Below are 19814 nucleotides of genomic sequence, written 5' to 3'. Positions count from 1 at the left end.
TTTATTTACCCTCTCCGTCTTCTTCAATTTTTGTCCAGCGATCTTTGTCACGAACTTCGAATTTATTCATAACTAGATCAAAAGCTTCTTCTAAATCAATATGTAATGAATTGGCAAAGCAAATGAGTACAAATAAGATATCACCCATTTCTTGCTCCATTGTTCGCTCTTCCTCAGAAGATTTCTTTGGTTTTTCCCCATAAAAATGATTGACTTCACGTGCCAACTCGCCCACTTCTTCTGTCATGCAAGCAAGCATCGCTAGTGGACTAAAATATCCTTCTTTAAATTGTCCGATAAACTGATCAACTTCCTGTTGCATCTCTTTCATTGATTTATCATTCATCGAAAGATCACTCTTTGTTTCATTGCTCACGTTATCACCTCACGATCTCTCAACATCCATGTTAGCGAATCTAGTCCATTTTGACAAATCTTACTTCTTACGTTGCTCTTCTTATATGGTTTCTATATAATAATCATGCACTTAATCGATCAAAAATGGAAGTAAATGAAAGGAGGCTGAAGATGGCATACCGAATTAAAACGAAAAATATTATCCTTATTTTACTTGGTAGTGCTATTTTATCATTTGGACTCGTTTATTTTAATATGGAAAATAACTTAGCTGACGGTGGCTTTACAGGAATTACACTGATTTTGTATTTTATCTTTGCGTTTAACCCTGCTATCTCTAACTTACTACTAAATATTCCGTTGTTTTTGATCGGTTGGAAAATACTCGGTCGCACTACTTTTATTTATACAATTATAGGAACCGTCGGAGTTTCAGTGTTTTTAGAACTATTCCAACGATACAAAGTAGTTGCCATTCCTCTACATGACGATATGACACTCGCTGCACTCTTTGCAGGTGTTTTTATTGGTGTTGGTCTTGGGATCGTGTTTCGTTACGGAGGGACAACAGGCGGCGTTGACATTATTGCCAAGCTTGGCTTTCGTTACTTAGGTTGGAGTATGGGGAAGACGATGTTTATTTTTGATGCATTAGTTATCGCTTCATCTCTTATTTACCTAAATTATCGGGAAGCCATGTATACATTGCTAGCTGTTTTTGTCGCTGCCAAAGTAATTGATTTCATTATTCAGGGAGCTTATTCTGCCAAAGCTTGCTTTATTATCTCTGATCAAGTACCAATGATGGCTGATGTAATCATGAAAGAGATGGACCGTGGGGCTACATTATTAAAAGGTCGTGGCAGTTTCACAGGCTCAGAACGTGAAGTCCTCTACTGTGTAGTCGGACGAAATGAGCTCATTCGTTTAAAAACATTAGTTGAAAAAATTGACCCCCATGCTTTTGTCACCGTAAATGATGTACAAGACGTGATTGGAGAAGGCTTCACACTCGATGAAAACAAAAAGCCGATCGGACTATAAAAAATGAGAGGATTCCATGGAATCCTCTCATTTTTATTAATCGTCGTTATTCATTCCAACATACATTAAAATGAAGCGAGTTAATTCTAGTAAGGCAACAAGTGCTGCTGCTACATAAGTTAAAGCTGCTGCATTTAATACTTTACGAGTTTCCCGTTCTTCATCGTTACGAATGACACCAACTGATACCACTTGCCCCATTGCTCGACTACTTGCATTAAATTCAACCGGTAGTGTAACCACTTGGAACAACACAGCTGCAGCCATGAATACGATTCCTAATAATAAAAGATTTGAAGCACCCATAAGAATACCTGCTAAAATTAAAAAGAATGATGCATTTGAGCCGAAGCCAGCAATTGGTACAAGCGCATGACGGATGCGAAGGAACGCATAATCTTCAGCATCTTGCATTGCATGACCGACTTCATGCGCTGCTACTGCTGCACCCGCAACGGATGTCCCGTGGTAGTTGTCTGAAGATAAGCGAATAACCTTTGACCGCGGATCGTAATGATCAGTTAACTTACCTCTAACCTCTTCAATTCGAACATCATATAGACCATTATCATCTAGAATCTTACGAGCAACTTGCGCACCAGTCATCCCTGAAGAGGATTGGACTTGTGAATATTTTTTGTACGTACTTTTCACTTTCATCTGAGCCCATAATGGTATGATGAGAAGCAAAATAAAATAAATCAAAAAACCCATTTTTTGTTCCACCTCTGTGCTAGTCTAGTTAATTTTAGTCTACGTAAAACATCAAACAAAGTCAAATAAAAAAATACTAATTCGATGCTACCTACACTTATCTTTGGAGCAGAGAAGATCACTTATTCTTTCATTCGTACTTTGCTTTTTTCTGCTCGATATTTCTTCACTCCAACATATGACAGTGACAACAAGATCATCCCACCGATCGTAAACATTACCCATAGTAAAGAAGGATCTGCACTATCCTCTTTCACACGCTCAAAGACCCTACCAAAATCGGATTCCATTCGCTCAATATGTGTCACAATTTTATCCGTGTTTACACCATCTATACGCAAGCTATCGAGATACATGACTTGCGACTCCAATTGCTGAAGTGTTTGAGGTTCTAAATCAATTAAGAGTGCCGGACGGATCATTTGATAATGTCGTAAAAAAGTGTTCATACGTTGCTGAAGTGCTTGGTTATTATGATTGCTATACTCTTCTTTAATTGCATGTAAACCTTGCATAATGGACTGTTCCGACTGCAGCCACAAAGGATGATGCTCACTCGAGATCGCATCAACCGCTAAACGAAAAGAAGTGACAGCATAAATTCGTTGGTCTAATGCTAAGTCTGAACTAGTAACGGCTTCAACGGCCGATTCAAATGCAAGAGTGATTGTCCTCATTTCATTCATGGTTAAACCCTCTTGTTTGAAATCAAGCTCGACAAAACTGTCTGAAAAATAATCGAGCAACTGCTTAGCCTCTTCAAACTTTTCTTGCTTCACAAGCTGCAATACTTGATCTGTCGTTTGATTTAAGTCTTTCCATGTATGTTGTCCATTCACTTCTGTAGCATGCCCAACCCCATTTAATCCAAATAGGATACAAAAACTTAAGATAAGTACAAAAACTTGGCGCATGTTTGTCCCCCCTTCTTACCTCATCCTATGAAGAAGTAAGATTGAGTAGACCAAAAAAGAGACAAGTTCTTTTATAAGATCTTTAGCTTATACGACTGGCTTCTAACACATAGGATATAAACCACCAATATAGAAAAGATACTTAACCAAAATGTGAAATATCCTACTTCTGTTATATTTGCCATCATATTTGGATGAAGGCCAGGGTGCATCATGTACACATAATCTATGATGTCATTATGAAGCGTCCAAATGGAAACTACAATCAAATGCCACGGTTTAATCCTAAAATAAGGAGCATAGATAACCGCCTGAAGTGCCATTCCCGCATGAGAGACAATCAGCATATAATTGGTCCAATGAGGCGTTGCTCCAAAACCAAAGGAAGCAAGATTCATAACAACTGCCCAAATCCCGTATTTAATTAATGTCACAGCGGCAAAAGCTTCGATCAAGGGCCAATTTCGTTTCATTAAGAATGCAATCAATACAAAAACGAAGAATAAACTAGCCGTGGGACTATCCGGAACAAACAGAATGAAATGAGTTGGAGTGCGCTCGAGTTGCGATCCGTACCATACAAAACCATAAATGGTTCCAGGAATATTGATCAATAACATTAAAATGATGGTTAGTCGGTGTCCAAATAGAGTAAGTATTTGAGTTTTCACTTTACGGCATTCCTTTCACTCATGTTATCTCTTTTCGATCTTAAGGTAAGAAAAAAGCTGACTGTAATAGTCAGCTTTCCTTCTAGGTACAAACCTTATTCTTCTTCAGGATTACCGTGAGCAGCGATGTATTCAGCTAGAATTTCAAGCTCTTCATCAGTGCCATCAAATAACCCAGCTGGCATTGAACCAATACCATTAACAATAACATCCATTACTTCCTCAGCAGATTTCTCTGTTTCTAGGAGTGATGGACCACCAGCGCCACCCGCCATTGTATCACCATGACAACCGATACAAGACGCTTGACTAGAGTAAATCGCATACCCTTCAACATCTGTATTAATGTCAGCTTCTTCTACAATCGCACCTTGCTCAGCAGCCGCTTCCCAGTCATGCTGGTCAACAGATTCCCAAGTTAAGTAGATTGTTGCAATAAGAGCTAAGATCATCATACTAGAAGCGATTGGACGCTTTAACGGACGACGTTCTTTACCAGTATCTAACCAAGGAGCGATTAATAACGCACCAAAAGCAAGACCCGGGATAACCACTGTTCCAATTACATTGAAGTCACCAGAAGCATATTGGTATTTAAGTAATTGATACATGAACAAGAAATACCAGTCAGGTAATGGAATGTATCCAGCATCTGTTGGGTCAGCCATACGCTCAAGAGGCGCTGGGTGAGCAACAGTCAAACATAGATAACCCATTAAGAAGACCGCACCAACCATCCACTCTTTTAAGAGAAAGTTAGGCCAGAACGCTTCTGTTTTACCTGGGTACTCTGAGTAATCTTTAGGAATATTAGGTTTGCGATTATTTGCCTTGACACGGGAGTCACCGACAAATTGCATTCCTTTACCACGTTCCATCTCGTTCCCTCCTTTTTTAGTTATCACATTAAGAGGGTGTCTAAAAGCCAAATCACATTCGTTCTTTCAAACACACCAGTTCGTAAATCCTACAATGGACCAGAGATACCTTGTTTACGGATCATATAGAAGTGAGCCGCTAGTAAGCCAAGGAGTGCACCTGGTAAGAAGAACACATGAATCGCAAAGAATCGAGTAAGTGTCTGAGCACCAATGACTTCTCCACCTGCAAGCAATGTTTTCGCGAAATTACCAATAATGGGAACACTCTCAGCAATTTGCAAACCTACAACAGTCGCAAAGTAAGCTTTCATATCCCAAGGAAGTAAGTAACCTGTGAAGCCTAGACCAAGCATAACGAAGAAAATAAGTACGCCAACAACCCAGTTTAATTCACGAGGTTTCTTATATGAACCTGTAAAGAATACACGTAACGTGTGTAAAAACATCATAACAATTACTAAACTAGCTCCCCAGTGATGCATCCCACGTACGATGACACCGAAAGCTACTTCATTTTGTAAGTAAGCTACTGATTGATAAGCGTTGATAATATCTGGTGCATAGTACATCGTTAAGAACATACCAGATAAGATTTGAATCACTGTAACGAAGAAAGTTAATCCTCCAAAACAGTAAACGAACGCAGAGAAGTGGTGAGCAGGGTTAACATGCTCAGGAACTTCGTGGTCAGCAATATCTCGCCACATGGGCGTAATATCAAGACGATCATCAACATAGTCATAAATTTTTTGAAGCATCGATTACGCCCCTCCTTATCGCTGATTAATTTGACCTAAGTATACTTTTCCGTCCTCAACCATCACGTCATACACATCAAGTGGACGTTGTGGTGGAGTTCCTGCAATGTTGATACCTTCTTTATCAAACATTCCAAAGTGACATGGACAGTAGAAACGGTCTGGATGACTCTCTTGGGTACCAAAGGCCACAGTACAGCCTAAGTGTGTACAGATAGGTGAAAGCGCTGTTACCGTATTGTCTCTCATGAAGATATACGCTTCACGCGATACTTCTGACTCATACCATCCATCTACTTGATCAAAATTGAACGAAAATTTTTGTGGATCTTCATTCAATTCTTCAAGATCACATACATACACGAAATCTGATTCAGCACCAGCTTTTAACGCTGGATCGAGGGCAAATCGTGCCATTGGCATTAGCATTCCCGCAGCCATGAATCCACCAACACCTGTAAGCGTGTACGTTAAAAATTGTCGTCTTGAAACTTTGTGGTCTTTTTCGCTCACTAGTTTTCCCCCCTAACGCTATAAAATAGACCCTTCTCGGGCATAGTTAAACACATATAATACTAGGACATACCAATGATAGCTTAATGGCTAGTCTCTGTCAATTGTTTCAAAGGTCAAAACGAGTCGATTTTAACACGTTAACCGTTTTGCCACTTGTTTGTCATAATCGGTACGAGTTGATTAATTTGCTGATTAATTACTTCACGCTTATTATCTTGTGAGAGATGCTCAAGAGGAACTGCTGGCAACCAGATTAACCAGTCATCTAGTTCGTTTTCTACGGTCTTCCACCAGCTATCTGACGTCGCATAGATCACATGTTTCATCCCACCAGACTTTAACTCGTCTGACCAGTTTTTTAATCGTGTCTTTCCAGCTTGATCCTTTTCTTCATTTAAATAAGTGAACGCTGGGAATAAGACGACTCTCCCTTGAAATTGTCGCTCTAGCTCTATACTAATGATCGAAATAAATTCCCCCATAGCCACAGTTGTTTTCTCGTCTTTTTGCCATGACACAGGAATCAAAGGAATAATTGCCGTGTCTACATACTCTTTTGCTTGTAAATACCTGTCCATTTCTTTTGCTTGCCATTTCATGATCTCACCCCAGTGGTTATCTTTTTCTCATTTGCCATTCTACCGTTTCTCCTTGAGTAAGACAATGTTTTCCTTTGTTCCGTCACAAAAAAAGACCAAAGGAGTATGCCATGCCTACCCTTTGGTCTTCAATTATTTCTTTATTTCTAGTTCTTTTAAATCATTGGATAATTGAATAAATGTTTCAAAATCCTTACCATCTAACGCATTATCAATGTCTTTTCTTAGTTGTTGGAGTCTAAATGTCTTGAGCGATTTCTCTAACAGGTCTTCTGCAATTTGTTGATGAGCTTGAGCAATTTCTTCATTTTCTGGTAAGTACGGATTATCCTCTAGCACGGCTAAGTATGGTGGATACATTTTTGGATTGTTAAAGTGAAGTTCGATATAGACATCTTCGGTTTGATTCAAACGAATATCATGAAAAGCTTTTTCCGCATCAGTTGTCACATGCTTAAATTTGTGGAAAGAAAAAGGAACGGTTTCAACACCTGTGGCAGAAATAATTAACGCTTTCGGTGTTTGTGCTGCACGTTCAACAAAATGTACCCGCTCCATCAGCTCATCATCACTCATTAAATAGTTCAACAACCACGCACATTCTCTTCGTTTTAATTCATAATGTTGCAGAAATCCACGCAAAAACTCTTTTTTTTCCACTATTGGAATGATGCTGCCCATGCTCCATCCTCCTTCGTGTATATCAGTTCTTAGCTTTCCATGCCCCTGAGTAACCCATACATAAACTTACTAATGTTTGTCTTAGTTAATTCGCCATCCATTTGAATAATCCTTGTTTTTATCGAAGTTTTTAACATCATTCAAGATTTGTTATCAACTCTCTTACATCTGAACGAGATGGGTTTTGTTTTAATAAAGATTCAAACGTCTTTTTAGCATGTTCACGTAAGCCTTCTTCCACTAAAAACATTCCATACTCATAGAGGAAATCCTCGTCTTCATTAAAGTGAGTCGACACTTCATCGAATCGTTCTAGCGCTACATCAAACTCTTCCATTTCGCGAAGAGCAGACGCTTCATACCACGTTAATAACGGATCAACTTCTCCGTATGATTTCGTGTGTTCAATGAGTTCAGCCAACGATTCGAATTGTTCCGTATGCTTTAAATACGCAGCTAATGTTTGCACAGCTTCCATATTTGAAGGGTTTAGGGCAATCACTTTTCGGAGGTAGTGCTCTCCTTCTTCTGGCGCTTGACGCTTAAACGAAAGTTTTCCAGCTAAAATATACAATTGCTCATTATATTCATCAACTGACATTCCAGCTTTGAGCGCTTCCATTGAGTCGTCTAATCGATTTTCTGTCTCAAGAGCTTTAGCTAAATACGGATACAAACTCGAAAAGTCTGGATCAAGAGCTTTTAATGCTTCTAATTGCTCAATCGCAAGAGACATATCGCCTACCTGATAGGCCGTGAAACCATATCCAAATAAAGCATGGGGATCTAAGTGGTTCGCTAATCCACGCTGATAATATTGCAAAGCCTCTTCAAATTGACCACTCGCACTAAACGCTTCGGCCATCTTTAATTCAACATGTAATCCAGGTAATTCGTCTTGCCTGTGAACAGCTTTTTTGAAATAAGGGATACTTTTATTGTAATCCCCGCGTTCTAAATAAAACTCACCTAATCCATAAGAAATGATAACTTCGTCAGGAGCCGCCTCAACAGCGGCTAATAACTTTTGTTCTGCTACTTCGTCTAAGGATTGCATTTGATAGAGATCGGCCAGTAAGAGCTGTGCCTGTAGGTAGGCGTTGTCACCTTGTTTGATTTCAAGTAGCCATTCAATCGCTTCGTCCTCTTTATCTCCATCAATCATGACTTCGGCTAAAAAAACGATTAAACTACCTTCATCGGGGTAAAGAGCGAGCAGCTCCTCAACAATACGTTCTGCCTCTTTTAAATGCCCTAATTCATAATATACTTCAGCAATAGCATATTTATGGTCATGGTCCGCTTGTTTTTCAGCTTGCTTTAACAAGTCGAGACCTTTTTCAATGTCACCTGTTTCAATCTTTTTTACTGCCTCTTGAATTAATCTCATCATTTTTTTCCTCCTGGCTTTCATATATCTCTCGCTTACACGTTCTCTATATAAATATGAAAACCTTCTTTATTCTACTTAGTTGCACAGAAGTAAAAGAAGACCCCCATTCATAGGAATGACGGCAATTGAGCATTCAAATTTATATCACGATGTAGATGCCCAATGAGTGGAGCTTCTTCAATGGATAAAAACCGCCTAGGCGAGGCGAATTGAATCTGTCTACCATAGCCTGGATAGAGATGAACCGTATTTTCAACCTTTAGTAGGCGATTACGTAAACCAACGATATTTGGTTCTCTTTTATCATAATCAAGTTTGCTCTGTGCTTCAAGTGAAAAACCTTGTTCATTTTCTATTGTACATCCTACAGATTGATTCTGATGAAAAAGTTGGTAATCAAAATCACTTGATACGAGTAATTCACCTTTTAATGGAGCTACTCCTATTTTTTGAAGGGCTTTTTTGGACCATCCTACCTGATTTCCTGGTAATGCTTCAGTTTGAATTCGATATTTTTGACAAAACCATTTCCATAACTCAAGATATTGACGCTCCTTTTTTTCATTCATTTCTTTAAATATAGGGATTAGTACGATTGGATAAGTGAGCATTCGTTGTGAAATTTGATCCCATTCTACGCTTGTGAAGTCATGGATGGAATCGATGTGTATCTTTAATAAAGGAACCTTTAACCTTTTGCATGTTGAAATTACAGTAGGTCTGAGTAGCCTTAAAGGTATCTCAAGGGCAACTAAATAATCAAGAGAGCTATTAATGCATTCATGTTTAGCTCTTTTTATGGCGTAAGAAAGATCCTTTTCATAGTCAGCCTTTGAGAAATGAATCAAAGTAGTACAACCTTTAGATATGAGCTCTTTTTGATATTGCTTGAACTGATATACGTTCAGTGGGGTCGTCATTTTAGGCATAGTCATCACATGTCCCGCTTGAATACTAAAACCCTTCCCACTCACTCTGTAACCCTTCCACCTGTTCATTTCTTTGTTCATATACCGAATCGTTCCATCGGAAACAAGATAAGAGCGTGAATCATTAAATTGATCATCTACTTTTTTCAATTCATCAAATACGTACACCATTGCCCCTCCCCACGTTCGATCACTTATAGACAAGCTATGTGTGAGGATGATAAATGAGAACTGTTAATTGCATAATTAATATTTAGAATATTTAAAATATGTGTTGACTAATTTTATAGGATCGATATAATAAAGGTAGCGTATGGTTTCTCTCCACTCCTATCCATACAATCTATAGCTTTTGCTAACCCCTAATTCGTAAGCGCTTACAATTATGAATTAGGGGATTTTTTTGCAAAAAAGCTTGCGATCAAATTGATCACAAGCTACTCTTTCTTGGTTATTTTGATGATAATGATTTGATGTCATCAAAGAATGTTGGATACGAAACCGCAATGGCTTCACTACGTATAACAGATACTTGCTCATCAGTTACTAGACCTGCAATGGCCATTGCCATACCAATTCGATGATCACCATGGCTATCTACTAGTCCGCCAGTTAGATGACTCTCTCCTTGTATAACCATTCCATCTTCAGTTGCTTTAATGGCCGCACCTAGTTTTGTTAATTCACTAACAACGGTATCAATACGATTCGTCTCTTTCACTTTAAGCTCTTGTGCATCTTTAATGATTGTTTTTCCTTTGGCTTGACTAGCAAGGACCGCTATAACAGGAATTTCATCAATCAGCCTCGGGATCATCTCACCACTAATTTCAATACCTTGTAAATCAGAGGTTTCAATCGTTAAATCCGCAATCGGTTCCCCACCAACTAGTCGTTCATTTGCTATCGTAAGACTTGCTCCCATTTCTATTAAAACATCAATGATCCCTGAACGAGTGGGGTTAATTCCCACACCAGTTAACGTTACGATGCTGTTAGGTACAATCGCTCCTGCCACAAGGAAAAATGCTGCCGATGAAATGTCACCTGGGACAACAATATGATTTGCTTTTAGCGATTGGCCTCCACTTACTGAAACTGTCAATCCATCTCGGACAACGTTTACGCCGTATGCTTCTAACATTCGTTCAGTGTGATCACGTGAGAGAGCAGGCTCGGTGACAGATGTTACCCCTTCACTTTGTAGTCCAGCAAGTAAAATTGCTGACTTTACTTGAGCACTAGCGACGTTCGATGTAAAGGATATCCCTTTCGTTTTACCACCACGAATAGAAAGCGGAGTAAAATTCCCATCCTCACGACCATCAATTTCGGCTCCCATTTCTCTTAAAGGATATGTCACTCTAAACATCGGGCGTTTGGCAATCGACTCATCTCCAATGACAACCGAATGAAACGGGCGAGTTGCTAAAATACCTAACATGAGTCGTGTTGTTGTTCCAGAATTGCCGACATCCAAAATTTCGGATGGCTCTTTTAGGCCTTCCCAGCCTTGGCCGTTAATCGAGACGCGATCATCTACTTGTTCAATCGTCACGCCTAACTTTCGAAAACAAGAGATCGTGCTCAGACAATCCTCTCCACTTAAAAAACCTTCAATGGTTGTTACACCTTGAGCAATCGCTCCAAACATTACAGCTCGATGAGAAATCGACTTATCTCCTGGTACTCGTATCGTACCATGTAAACCATTCGCTCCTTTTTTTACTACTCGTTCTGGCATAATGTCCTCCTCTTATAATCGATACGTCTCGTATAGATGATGTTGTAGTTGATGTTTCGCTTCAATAAGGTCTTGTTCTGATCTGAAACTTAATCGAAGCACGCCCATAATGTCTTCTCTCGTCTCTAAAATACGAATGTTCGTAATGCTAATTTCATGTTGTGCTAAAATACTAGTCACATCAGAGATGACACCAGGGTGATCGGGTACATCTACATACAGATCATAAAAAGACGGGATTGCACCTTTTTTCTTTACAGGTAATCCATCTCGAAATGCTTTGGCTTGCTCAAAATACGTGTAGATGTCTGTCTCGTTCTCTTCTTCGATTAATGACTGAACATCCTTCATTTCATTCATCCATGCTTCAAGCAATGTTAGCAGGCTATCTTTATTTTGTAAGAGTATGTCTCGCCACATGACAGGACTTGCTGAGGCGATACGCGTAATATCTCTGAATCCCCCAGCAGCAAGGCGTGAAACAAGCGGATCCTCCTCTTCAAGCTTTGCCACTTGATGCACAAGGCTCGCTGCGACAATATGAGGAAAATGACTAATCGCTCCTGCCACATGGTCGTGTTGCGACGCTGTCATTTCAATGAATGTTGCTTTAGTGCCTTTTAACCAGTTTTGAAGCTGAATAACTTTTCTCGCATCTGTGTCTTCACTAGGTGTTAAGACATAATAAGCATTCTCAAAAAGATGGGCACGGGCTGCTTCTACCCCACTTTTATGGGAACCTGCCATTGGATGACCCCCAATGAATGTCACTCCTTTTTCACTTAAATAAGCAGCTTGATCATAAATTTTACGTTTTGTACTGCCGACATCTGTAATGATCGCACCTGGCTTTAATTCATAATGAAGAAGATCTGCTAAAAGTTGGGTCGTACGTGTCACAGGTGTAGCAAGAACAATTAAATCAGCGTCACGAATACCTTCTTCAAACGAAGGAGCTGCTTCATCTATGACTTTTAATGATTGAGCGATTTTCAATTGCTCTCGTTGAATGTCAAAACCGATAATATGTACGTCGTGTTCTCTTTGAATGGCTAGAGCAATCGATCCACCAATCAAACCGAGACCAACGATAAAGACCTTGCGCTTCATACTCTCTCCCCTAACTAAAACAGTGTTATAAGTTCTTACAATACGTAACTCGATGTGTTCCTATGTAAAAAATCGCCTTTCAACCGTACGTCTGTACTTGAAAGACGATCTTCCTTAAGCGTTTGGTGAAAGTGAAGGTAAGGATAATACTTTTTCCATCGCTGTAAATAAACGTTTGTTATCCTCTTCTTTTCCAATCGTCACACGTATAGCTTGAGAAAATCCCAGTGGGTTCCCAGATCGTACAATAAACCCTTCTTTCAGCAAGGCTTGAAAAACTTCATCACCTATTTGATTCACTTCGATTAACAAAAAGTTTGTCTGAGAAGGATAATAGTTTAATTGATGTTTTTCACAAAAATCTTTAAACTGCTTCATTCCTTGGTTGTTTTTTTCTAGACAACGTTGAATGAAGTCTTGATCTAGCCAAGCCTCTTTTGCTGCAATTTGTCCGAACGAGACATTATTAAAAGGTGGACGTACTGGCTGCAAATAAGAGATAAGCTGTTTATTGGCTACACCAAATCCTACCCGCAACGCAGCAAGTCCGTACGCTTTTGAAAAAGTACGTAATACAATTAATTGCTTGTACCGCTCTATTAATGGAATCGTCTGAGGGTAATCCTCCGCTGTCACGTACTCATAATAAGCTTCATCTGAAACGACAATGACGTGTGGTGGAACTTGATCGAGGAAGCGAATAAAGTCTTCTTCGTCCACATAGGTCCCGGTTGGATTATTTGGATTACATACCCAAACAATTTTCGTTTGTTCATCAATGGCTTCAAGCATCGCATCTAGATCATGAACACCTTTTTTCAAAGGAACTTCACGGATGTCTGCTCCTTCAATCGTCGCATTCAACTTATATTGTGAGAAGGTTGGATGCGCCGTTACCGTATTCGTACCTTTTTCTAAAAATGTCCGACATAAAAATTGGATCACCTCATCAGACCCATTACCGAAGATGAGTTGATCTTCGTCAACCGCTAAGCTACTAGCGACAACTTGTCTTAATTCGCGAGCGTATCCATCTGGATAAACTGCTGTATTCATTGCTGCTTTCTGTATCGCTTCAACAGCTTTTTCCGATGCACCGAATGGGTTCTCATTTGATGCTAGTTTCACAATCTCTTCAAGTCCTAATTCATTTTTCACTTCTTCAATTGGTTTGCCGGGTTCATAACTAGGTAAACCGAGAAGTTGAGCTTTTGGTTGCATCTTTAGCACCCCACCTTGTGAAAGTATTCTATTTCCTATGTTACGATGAAATAAGCGAGGTGACAAACGTTTTTATTTGAAATAATGCATCTTTTCTGTTTTTTTCATCTTTAAGCTGCTCTTCGTATTTCGCAATCTCAGCGACTAAGGCACTTCCTACAATGACCCCATCGGCATGTTGATTCATTTCTTTTACTTGTTCAGCAGACGAGATCCCAAAACCAACAGCGATAGGTACAGAGCTTTTTTCTCTGACCGTTTGTAAGAAATCATACACACGAGCATCAATTTTTTTTCGCTCACCCGTTACGCCTAAAGAGGACACACAATACAGGAATCCTTGAGCGCGTCTAGCAATTTTTTCAATTCGTTCATTCGATGTAGGGGCAACTAGTGAGATAAAAGATAGTTTTTCTTTTTCACAAAGAGCTACAAGGTGAACATTTTCTTCATAAGGAAGATCAGGAACAAGTAACCCGTCAATTCCCATCTCACTTGCCAACTGAGTAAAACGTTCTTCTCCGAACTGTAGGAGGGGATTGAAATAGGTGAAGACAACGACAGGAATCGTTAATCCCCGCTCGCGCATGACAGGAACAAGTTTCATCGCTCCTCCAAGTGTCATGCCTCCTTTTAAGGCGCGTTTCGAGGCTTCTTGTATGGTCGGACCATCCGCTAATGGATCTGAATATGGAATTCCAAGTTCAAGGAGATCGGCTCCAGCTTCCTCAAGCATAAGAGCTAATTCAATCGTCGCATCAGAGCTCGGATCGCCCGCAGTAATGAATGGGATAAATAAAGAACCATCTTTGCGTGTTAACTGATTCATTCGCTCACTCATAACGACTCCTCCTTTTTGAAATGCTTCATAATTGTATGAACGTCTTTGTCCCCTCGTCCTGATAAACAAACGAGAATTGTATCATTAGGTGATAATTCTTTTGCTCTCTCAAAGGCTTTCGCTAATGCATGAGCCGTCTCAATCGCCGGAATGATTCCTTCTTCAACCGATAGAAATTTTAAAGCATCTAACGCTTCTTGATCCGTTACCGCATCATATTGAACTCGTTTCGTACTAGCTAAATGAGCATGTTCTGGTCCAACTCCAGGATAATCTAGGCCAGCTGATATCGAATATGGTTCCGTAATTTGACCGGCTTCATCTTGCAATAAGTACGTAAGTGAACCGTGGATAACACCCTTTTTTCCGAGAGTAATCGTCGCAGCATGTTCATTCGTTGTCAGCCCTTTCCCTGCCGCCTCGACACCTATTAATTTCACATCATCTTCAAGAAACGGATAGAACGTTCCAATGGCATTACTTCCACCACCAACACATGCTATCACTTCTGTCGGTAGCCGCTGTTCACGAGTTAAAAATTGCGCTCGAGCTTCGTCCCCTATCACTCGTTGAAAATCACGAACCATTCGCGGATAAGGGTGCGGGCCAACTACTGATCCAATGAGATAAAATGTATCTTCTGCGTGTGTAACCCAGTAACGAATCGCCTCATTCGTCGCATCCTTTAATGTCTGACTTCCTGATGTGGCAGGTATTACCTCCGCACCAAGCAACTCCATGCGGAACACATTTAATGCTTGACGTTCCATATCTTCTGCTCCCATAAATACTTTACAAGAAAGACCAAATCTCGCAGCGATCGTGGCCGTTGCCACACCGTGTTGACCTGCCCCTGTTTCAGCTACAAGCTTTGTCTTCCCCATTCGTTTAGCCAGTAAGGCCTGCCCAATCGCATTGTTTAATTTATGGGCGCCTGTATGTACCAGATCCTCACGTTTTAAATAAATCGATGCCCCTCCAAGTTTTTCTGAAATGTTTTTCGCATACGTTAATGATGTCGGCCTTCCGGCAAATTCGCGTAAATGATCTTTATATGATTCTAAAAATGCCTCGTCTGCCATTGCCTCATCTAGAAATTTTTCTAACTCTTCAATCGCACTCATAAGCGTCTCAGGAACATATTTCCCACCAAATTCTCCAAATCTACCTCGCTGATCTGGATATGTGACCTTTTCTGTGTTCATATTTCTTCATCCTCTCTAGTAAGTACTCGATTTTCTGCTTATCTTTTCGCCCGTTCGTTTCTACACCACTTGATACATCAATTCCGTCTGGTTGATAGCTTACTAGATCGTCGACGTTATCCGGTCGTACACCGCCTGCAATAAAGACGTAGACCCCTTGGTTTTTACCTTCCTTAATGAACCGTGGTAACTCGGACCAATCAAAGGATTCACCGGTTCCTCCCCACGCATCTTTCACTTTGCAATCTAGAATAAATCCATCAGCAATACCTTCGTATCTCCTCATGTTTTCAACGGTGTGATTATCGACATGAATCACTTTATAAACGGGACATGAGACTAACTTTTTTAGCTCTTTTATATAATCAGGTGATTCCGTTCCGTGGCATTGAATGATGTCCACATTGACTTCATTCACCACATCTTTGATCACTTGTTTATGTTCATTTACAAATAAAGCTACAACCTTCTGTGTTCGTTCAGGGTGTTGGGCAAGCCAGTTTTTCATCTGGGTTACAGTGACTTGACGTTTGCTTTTCACAAAAACAAACCCCACATAATCCGCGTCTGTAGTCATCACCGTGCTTACATCGCGGCAATCGTAATTGCCACAAATTTTAAGAAGAGGTCTCAAGAAACTCACCGCCAAATAAGGATTGAATGCCTATCGTTGGTGTTTTCGCTCTCATTAATGATTCACCTACTAGAACAGCTTGTGCTCCAAACTCTTTTACGGTGGATAGATCGGCATGAGTGTGAATACCACTTTCACTCACAAACACACTTTCAATTGGAACTAATGCTCCCATGCGTCCTGTTTGTTTGAGGTCTGTCTTAAATGTTTTTAAATTGCGGTTATTCACACCTATAATCTGCGGAGTGAACACTTTAAGTAAAGAAGTTAACTCCTCTTCTTCATGGACTTCAACTAAACATTCTAAACCGCTTGAAACTGCCTCATCATATAGTTTTTTTAGTGCTTCATTTGGCATAATACCCGCAATAAGTAAGATGGCATCCGCACCTATTCTTACGCTCTCTTCTATTTGCTTTTGGTCTATAATAAAATCTTTTCGCAATATAGGCAATTGAACCGTCTGTTTGATATCCCTTAAGTAATCTCGATGCCCTTTAAAATAAACTTGATCTGTGAGAACGGAGATCGCATCTGCACCTGATTGTTCATATTCTTTTGCTATGGCAACCGGATCAAAATCTTCACGAATAAGTCCTTTAGATGGAGATGCCTTTTTCACTTCGGCAATTAAACCCACCGAACGATTTGGCATCGATAATGCATGAAATAGCGATTTCCGTTCAACTGATGTTACTGGGGGAAGTTCTAAGGTGTGTAGTTCCTCTTTTTTTGTTTGAATGATTGTATTAAGCATGTTGAGAGTGCCTCCGTTCTGATTGGATTGAACGTACATGTTCAATAACAACACCTGACTTAATTGCCTCTTGAATCGCCCGTACGCCTTCTTCAATCGTGTCCACACGATCGGCTGCATACATGGCTACAGCTGAGTTTAGCGTGACAATTCCTTCAGCGGAATGATTCGCTTCGCCTTTTACCACTTGAAGAATAAGTTCTGCACTTTCTTCTGGTGTTTGGACTTGAATATCTTCTAATGTTCCACGGCGTAAGCCAACCTCTTCTGGTGTGATAATATATTTATTAATCGAGCCTTTACGTACATCGATTAAAGTTGTATCGGTTGTAATTGAGCATTCATCTAACCCTTCTGCCCCCGTTGCAAATACTGTATGTGTCGTACCAAGTGCTTTTAACGTTTCGGCCATCTTCATGGAAAATTCTTCATCGTACACACCAATTAACTGATGCTCCGCTCTTGCTGGATTCGTTAACGGTCCGAGCAGATTAAAGATTGTGCGAAAGCCAATTTCACGTCGAGGTGCGACAGCATGCTTCATTGATTGATGATAAAGTGGGGCAAACAAAAAACATAACTGTTGTGCTTCTAAAGATTCGGCTGCTAGTTCTGGTGTACTTTGAATGTCAATTCCTAACGATTCTAAGACATCGGCACTTCCGCTTTTTGAAGAGACGGCTCGATTTCCATGTTTGGCAACAGGAACGCCTATACTTGAGAGAACAAGTGCAGTTGCTGTTGAAATATTAAATGTACCGAGATCATCTCCACCTGTTCCGCACGTATCCACAACTCCAGTAATTTGATGTGGAATCGTGACCGAATGAGATCTCATCGACTTTGCAAAACCGATCATCTCTTCTACCGTCTCGCCTCTAAATCGTAAAACCGTCAACAAGCTTGCAATTTGGCTTGGTGTAGCATTTCCACTCATGATCGTATCCATCACCATTTGAGCTTCTGTTTCGGTTAATGTTTTTCCTTCCATACATTGACGAAGATATTGTTTAAACATGAGTGACCGCCCCCTTTTCTCCAAACATCTTCTCAGCAAGCTGCACAGCTCGTAATAAAGCTTTTGCCTTGTTCTGAGTCTCTTCATATTCCAGTTCTGGAACCGAATCAGCTACAACTCCCGCACCTGCTTGAACATAAGCCGTCTTGTTTTTTATGACCATCGTGCGAATGGCGATGCATGAATCAATATTTCCGTTATAGCTTAAATAACCGATTGCACCTGCATAAAGACCTCGCTTCGTCGGTTCAAGTTCTTGTAAAATCTCAATCGCTCTTATTTTCGGTGCACCTGATACCGTACCAGCGGGAAACGAAGACATGAGAGCATCAACAGGAGTGACACCACTCCGCAATCGTCCTGTTACTTTTGAAATAATATGCATTACGTGAGAGAAACGCCCAATATCAAGCAATGTCGGAGTCTGAACCGATCCATAGTCAGATACTCGACCTACATCGTTCCTAGCAAGATCAACGAGCATATAATGTTCAGCTCGTTCTTTTTCATCAGCTAATAATTCTTCCGCTAGCTTTTGATCTTCTTCAGCCGTTGTTCCTCTTGGTCTAGTTCCCGCTATAGGATGAATCTCAACATGATCTCCTTCTACTTGGACGAGACGTTCAGGCGAACTACCGACGACCTCCATTTCATCTATTTTCAAATAAAACAAATATGGCGATGGGTTTACCATTCGCAACACCCTGTAAATATCAAAGGCATCACTTGTTACAGGTATGGAAAAGCGTTGAGAAAGCACGGCTTGAAAAATATCTCCAGCTAAAATGTACTCTTGGATTTTTTTTACATCTTCAGTAAAGCCTCTCTTCGTATAGGAAGAAGCTACTCCATCAAATGAAACTTCTGCATTTGTTTCTTGAATCGCCGGTACCATCAACCCAGGTGTCGGTTCTTCGAGTTTTGAAAACAATTGATCGATCTCTGCTAAAGCTGTTTGGTAATCACTTTTTGCTTCATCATCATCATCTCGTGAAACAGGAACATACCGGACGACCATTAGCTCTTTTTTCAAGTGATCATAGGCAATCAATGTTTGACAGAAGATGAAATGATATTTCGATTCATCTGATTGATTTGATTGTTTTAGAGTAGGTTCAATCATTTCAATTGCTTCATAGCTCATGTAACCGACGGCTCCACCTCGAAAAGGAATAGGTAGATCAAGGGGCTGTACGTTTATATGAACCAATGTCTGATCTAGCGCCTCCTGAAATGAATTGGCACGGAGCAGTTCTTCTTTGTCATTCGTGTACGTAGCAAAGCGATTATTTTCTTCAACTAGATGATACATAGGGTTTAATCCAATAAAAGAATACCTAGACCAAGTCGATGCCTCATCCTTGCTCTCTAGAAGGTAGGTTAATTGATTCTTAAGTTGATAGGCTATTTGTATAGGGGTCATTCCATCTGCGAAAAACCGCTTAAAGACGGGCACAGTATCATATGACTGCATGGCTTGATGAAAAGATGTAAAAGATGTGCTATTCATTTCATTCACTCCTTTGTGTAATCGGAATGAATAAGAGGGAATAAAGGAGGATGTAGGACCTTTAGATACAACAAAAACACCCTAAGACCAACGAGTCCTAGGGTGTGCATACACACGTATCCCTATCCTAAACTCGGCTCTGCTCTACTCAACTCATACTCATCTCAGCTAAACTACTATTATTTGTCGCATTCATTTCTTAAAATACTCTACGTACAATCTCTGCTCTTATGCCACAACATACTGTTATGTCGTGCGCATTTTTTATAGTGTAACGCGCGTTCTTGATTTCGTCAAGAACCACAACTTGTTCTTCA

The 19814-nt window shown here is 40.2% G+C and carries 21 protein-coding genes; 1 reads left to right on the top strand and 20 read right to left on the bottom strand.

The features are described from left to right. Position 1: 1 nt before the first annotated feature. Positions 2 to 346 (bottom strand): nucleotide pyrophosphohydrolase, encoded by a 345-nt coding sequence (locus CDZ88_RS06245; RefSeq protein ID WP_100374612.1) that lies wholly within the window; start codon positions 344 to 346, stop codon positions 2 to 4. Positions 347 to 528: 182 nt separating this feature from the next. Here CDZ88_RS06245 and CDZ88_RS06240 point away from each other — a divergent pair, with 182 nt between their 5' ends. Continuing rightward, the gene (locus CDZ88_RS06240; protein ID WP_198507825.1) at positions 529 to 1401 is read left to right on the top strand and encodes a YitT family protein; all 873 of its coding nucleotides are present in this window, start codon (positions 529 to 531) and stop codon (positions 1399 to 1401) included. A gap of 36 nt (positions 1402 to 1437) precedes the next feature. Here CDZ88_RS06240 and CDZ88_RS06235 read toward each other — a convergent pair whose 3' ends face one another. The 19 genes from CDZ88_RS06235 to trpE all read right to left on the bottom strand — a co-directional run bounded on the left by CDZ88_RS06235 (position 1438) and on the right by trpE (position 19497). After that, on the bottom strand, positions 1438 to 2115 hold the full coding sequence (locus CDZ88_RS06235; RefSeq protein ID WP_100372723.1) for a zinc metallopeptidase: 678 nt from the start codon (positions 2113 to 2115) through the stop codon (positions 1438 to 1440). A gap of 122 nt (positions 2116 to 2237) precedes the next feature. Beyond that, complete coding sequence (ypjB, locus tag CDZ88_RS06230) at positions 2238 to 3029, bottom strand: sporulation protein YpjB (RefSeq protein WP_100372722.1); 792 nt, start codon at positions 3027 to 3029, stop codon at positions 2238 to 2240. A gap of 71 nt (positions 3030 to 3100) precedes the next feature. After that, on the bottom strand, positions 3101 to 3700 hold the full coding sequence (locus CDZ88_RS06225) for a lipoprotein heptaprenylglyceryl N-acetyltransferase LhaT (protein WP_100372721.1): 600 nt from the start codon (positions 3698 to 3700) through the stop codon (positions 3101 to 3103). 95 nt (positions 3701 to 3795) lie between these two features. Then, on the bottom strand, positions 3796 to 4578 hold the full coding sequence (locus CDZ88_RS06220; protein ID WP_100372720.1) for a menaquinol-cytochrome c reductase cytochrome b/c subunit: 783 nt from the start codon (positions 4576 to 4578) through the stop codon (positions 3796 to 3798). Between the two features lie 89 nt (positions 4579 to 4667). Beyond that, the gene (qcrB, locus tag CDZ88_RS06215) at positions 4668 to 5339 is read right to left on the bottom strand and encodes a menaquinol-cytochrome c reductase cytochrome b subunit (RefSeq protein ID WP_100372719.1); all 672 of its coding nucleotides are present in this window, start codon (positions 5337 to 5339) and stop codon (positions 4668 to 4670) included. A 15-nt stretch (positions 5340 to 5354) separates the two neighbouring features. Continuing rightward, the gene (locus tag CDZ88_RS06210) at positions 5355 to 5852 is read right to left on the bottom strand and encodes a QcrA and Rieske domain-containing protein (RefSeq protein WP_100372718.1); all 498 of its coding nucleotides are present in this window, start codon (positions 5850 to 5852) and stop codon (positions 5355 to 5357) included. Positions 5853 to 5992: 140 nt separating this feature from the next. Next, positions 5993 to 6454, bottom strand: a complete 462-nt coding sequence (locus tag CDZ88_RS06205; RefSeq protein WP_100372717.1) for a YpiF family protein — start codon at positions 6452 to 6454, stop codon at positions 5993 to 5995. 132 nt (positions 6455 to 6586) lie between these two features. Further along, positions 6587 to 7135 (bottom strand): ReoY family proteolytic degradation factor, encoded by a 549-nt coding sequence (locus tag CDZ88_RS06200; RefSeq protein WP_100372716.1) that lies wholly within the window; start codon positions 7133 to 7135, stop codon positions 6587 to 6589. Between the two features lie 136 nt (positions 7136 to 7271). After that, on the bottom strand, positions 7272 to 8528 hold the full coding sequence (locus CDZ88_RS06195) for a tetratricopeptide repeat protein (RefSeq protein WP_232718577.1): 1257 nt from the start codon (positions 8526 to 8528) through the stop codon (positions 7272 to 7274). 107 nt (positions 8529 to 8635) lie between these two features. Then, on the bottom strand, positions 8636 to 9628 hold the full coding sequence (locus CDZ88_RS06190) for a hypothetical protein (protein WP_157796489.1): 993 nt from the start codon (positions 9626 to 9628) through the stop codon (positions 8636 to 8638). Positions 9629 to 9908: 280 nt separating this feature from the next. Next, complete coding sequence (gene aroA, locus CDZ88_RS06185) at positions 9909 to 11201, bottom strand: 3-phosphoshikimate 1-carboxyvinyltransferase (RefSeq protein ID WP_100372714.1); 1293 nt, start codon at positions 11199 to 11201, stop codon at positions 9909 to 9911. 12 nt (positions 11202 to 11213) lie between these two features. Further along, entirely contained in the window at positions 11214 to 12311 is a 1098-nt protein-coding gene (locus tag CDZ88_RS06180) for a prephenate dehydrogenase (protein WP_100372713.1), read from the bottom strand. Between the two features lie 114 nt (positions 12312 to 12425). Further along, complete coding sequence (gene hisC, locus CDZ88_RS06175; protein ID WP_100372712.1) at positions 12426 to 13532, bottom strand: histidinol-phosphate transaminase; 1107 nt, start codon at positions 13530 to 13532, stop codon at positions 12426 to 12428. Positions 13533 to 13572: 40 nt separating this feature from the next. Further along, positions 13573 to 14373, bottom strand: a complete 801-nt coding sequence (trpA, locus tag CDZ88_RS06170; protein ID WP_100372711.1) for a tryptophan synthase subunit alpha — start codon at positions 14371 to 14373, stop codon at positions 13573 to 13575. Next, positions 14370 to 15578 (bottom strand): tryptophan synthase subunit beta, encoded by a 1209-nt coding sequence (trpB, locus tag CDZ88_RS06165; RefSeq protein WP_100372710.1) that lies wholly within the window; start codon positions 15576 to 15578, stop codon positions 14370 to 14372. Before trpB ends, trpA begins: the two co-directional genes overlap by 4 nt. Then, positions 15538 to 16221: a phosphoribosylanthranilate isomerase gene (locus CDZ88_RS06160; protein WP_269799274.1), complete on the bottom strand. Its 684-nt coding sequence runs from the start codon at positions 16219 to 16221 to the stop codon at positions 15538 to 15540. Before CDZ88_RS06160 ends, trpB begins: the two co-directional genes overlap by 41 nt. Then, on the bottom strand, positions 16196 to 16969 hold the full coding sequence (trpC, locus tag CDZ88_RS06155; RefSeq protein ID WP_100372708.1) for an indole-3-glycerol phosphate synthase TrpC: 774 nt from the start codon (positions 16967 to 16969) through the stop codon (positions 16196 to 16198). The genes CDZ88_RS06160 and trpC overlap by 26 nt, the downstream gene beginning before the upstream one ends. Further along, positions 16962 to 17987, bottom strand: coding sequence for an anthranilate phosphoribosyltransferase (trpD, locus tag CDZ88_RS06150; RefSeq protein ID WP_100372707.1), 1026 nt, complete (start codon positions 17985 to 17987; stop codon positions 16962 to 16964). The genes trpC and trpD overlap by 8 nt, the downstream gene beginning before the upstream one ends. After that, complete coding sequence (trpE, locus tag CDZ88_RS06145) at positions 17980 to 19497, bottom strand: anthranilate synthase component I (RefSeq protein ID WP_100372706.1); 1518 nt, start codon at positions 19495 to 19497, stop codon at positions 17980 to 17982. Before trpE ends, trpD begins: the two co-directional genes overlap by 8 nt. Between the last annotated feature and the right edge of the window lie 317 nt (positions 19498 to 19814).

Source organism: Bacillus sp. FJAT-45037, assembly GCF_002797325.1.
GTDB lineage: Bacteria > Bacillota > Bacilli > Bacillales > Bacillaceae_D > Alkalihalophilus.
The sequence above is the reverse complement of the archived record's forward strand: the minus strand, read 5'-3'. Positions and strand labels throughout refer to the sequence as shown.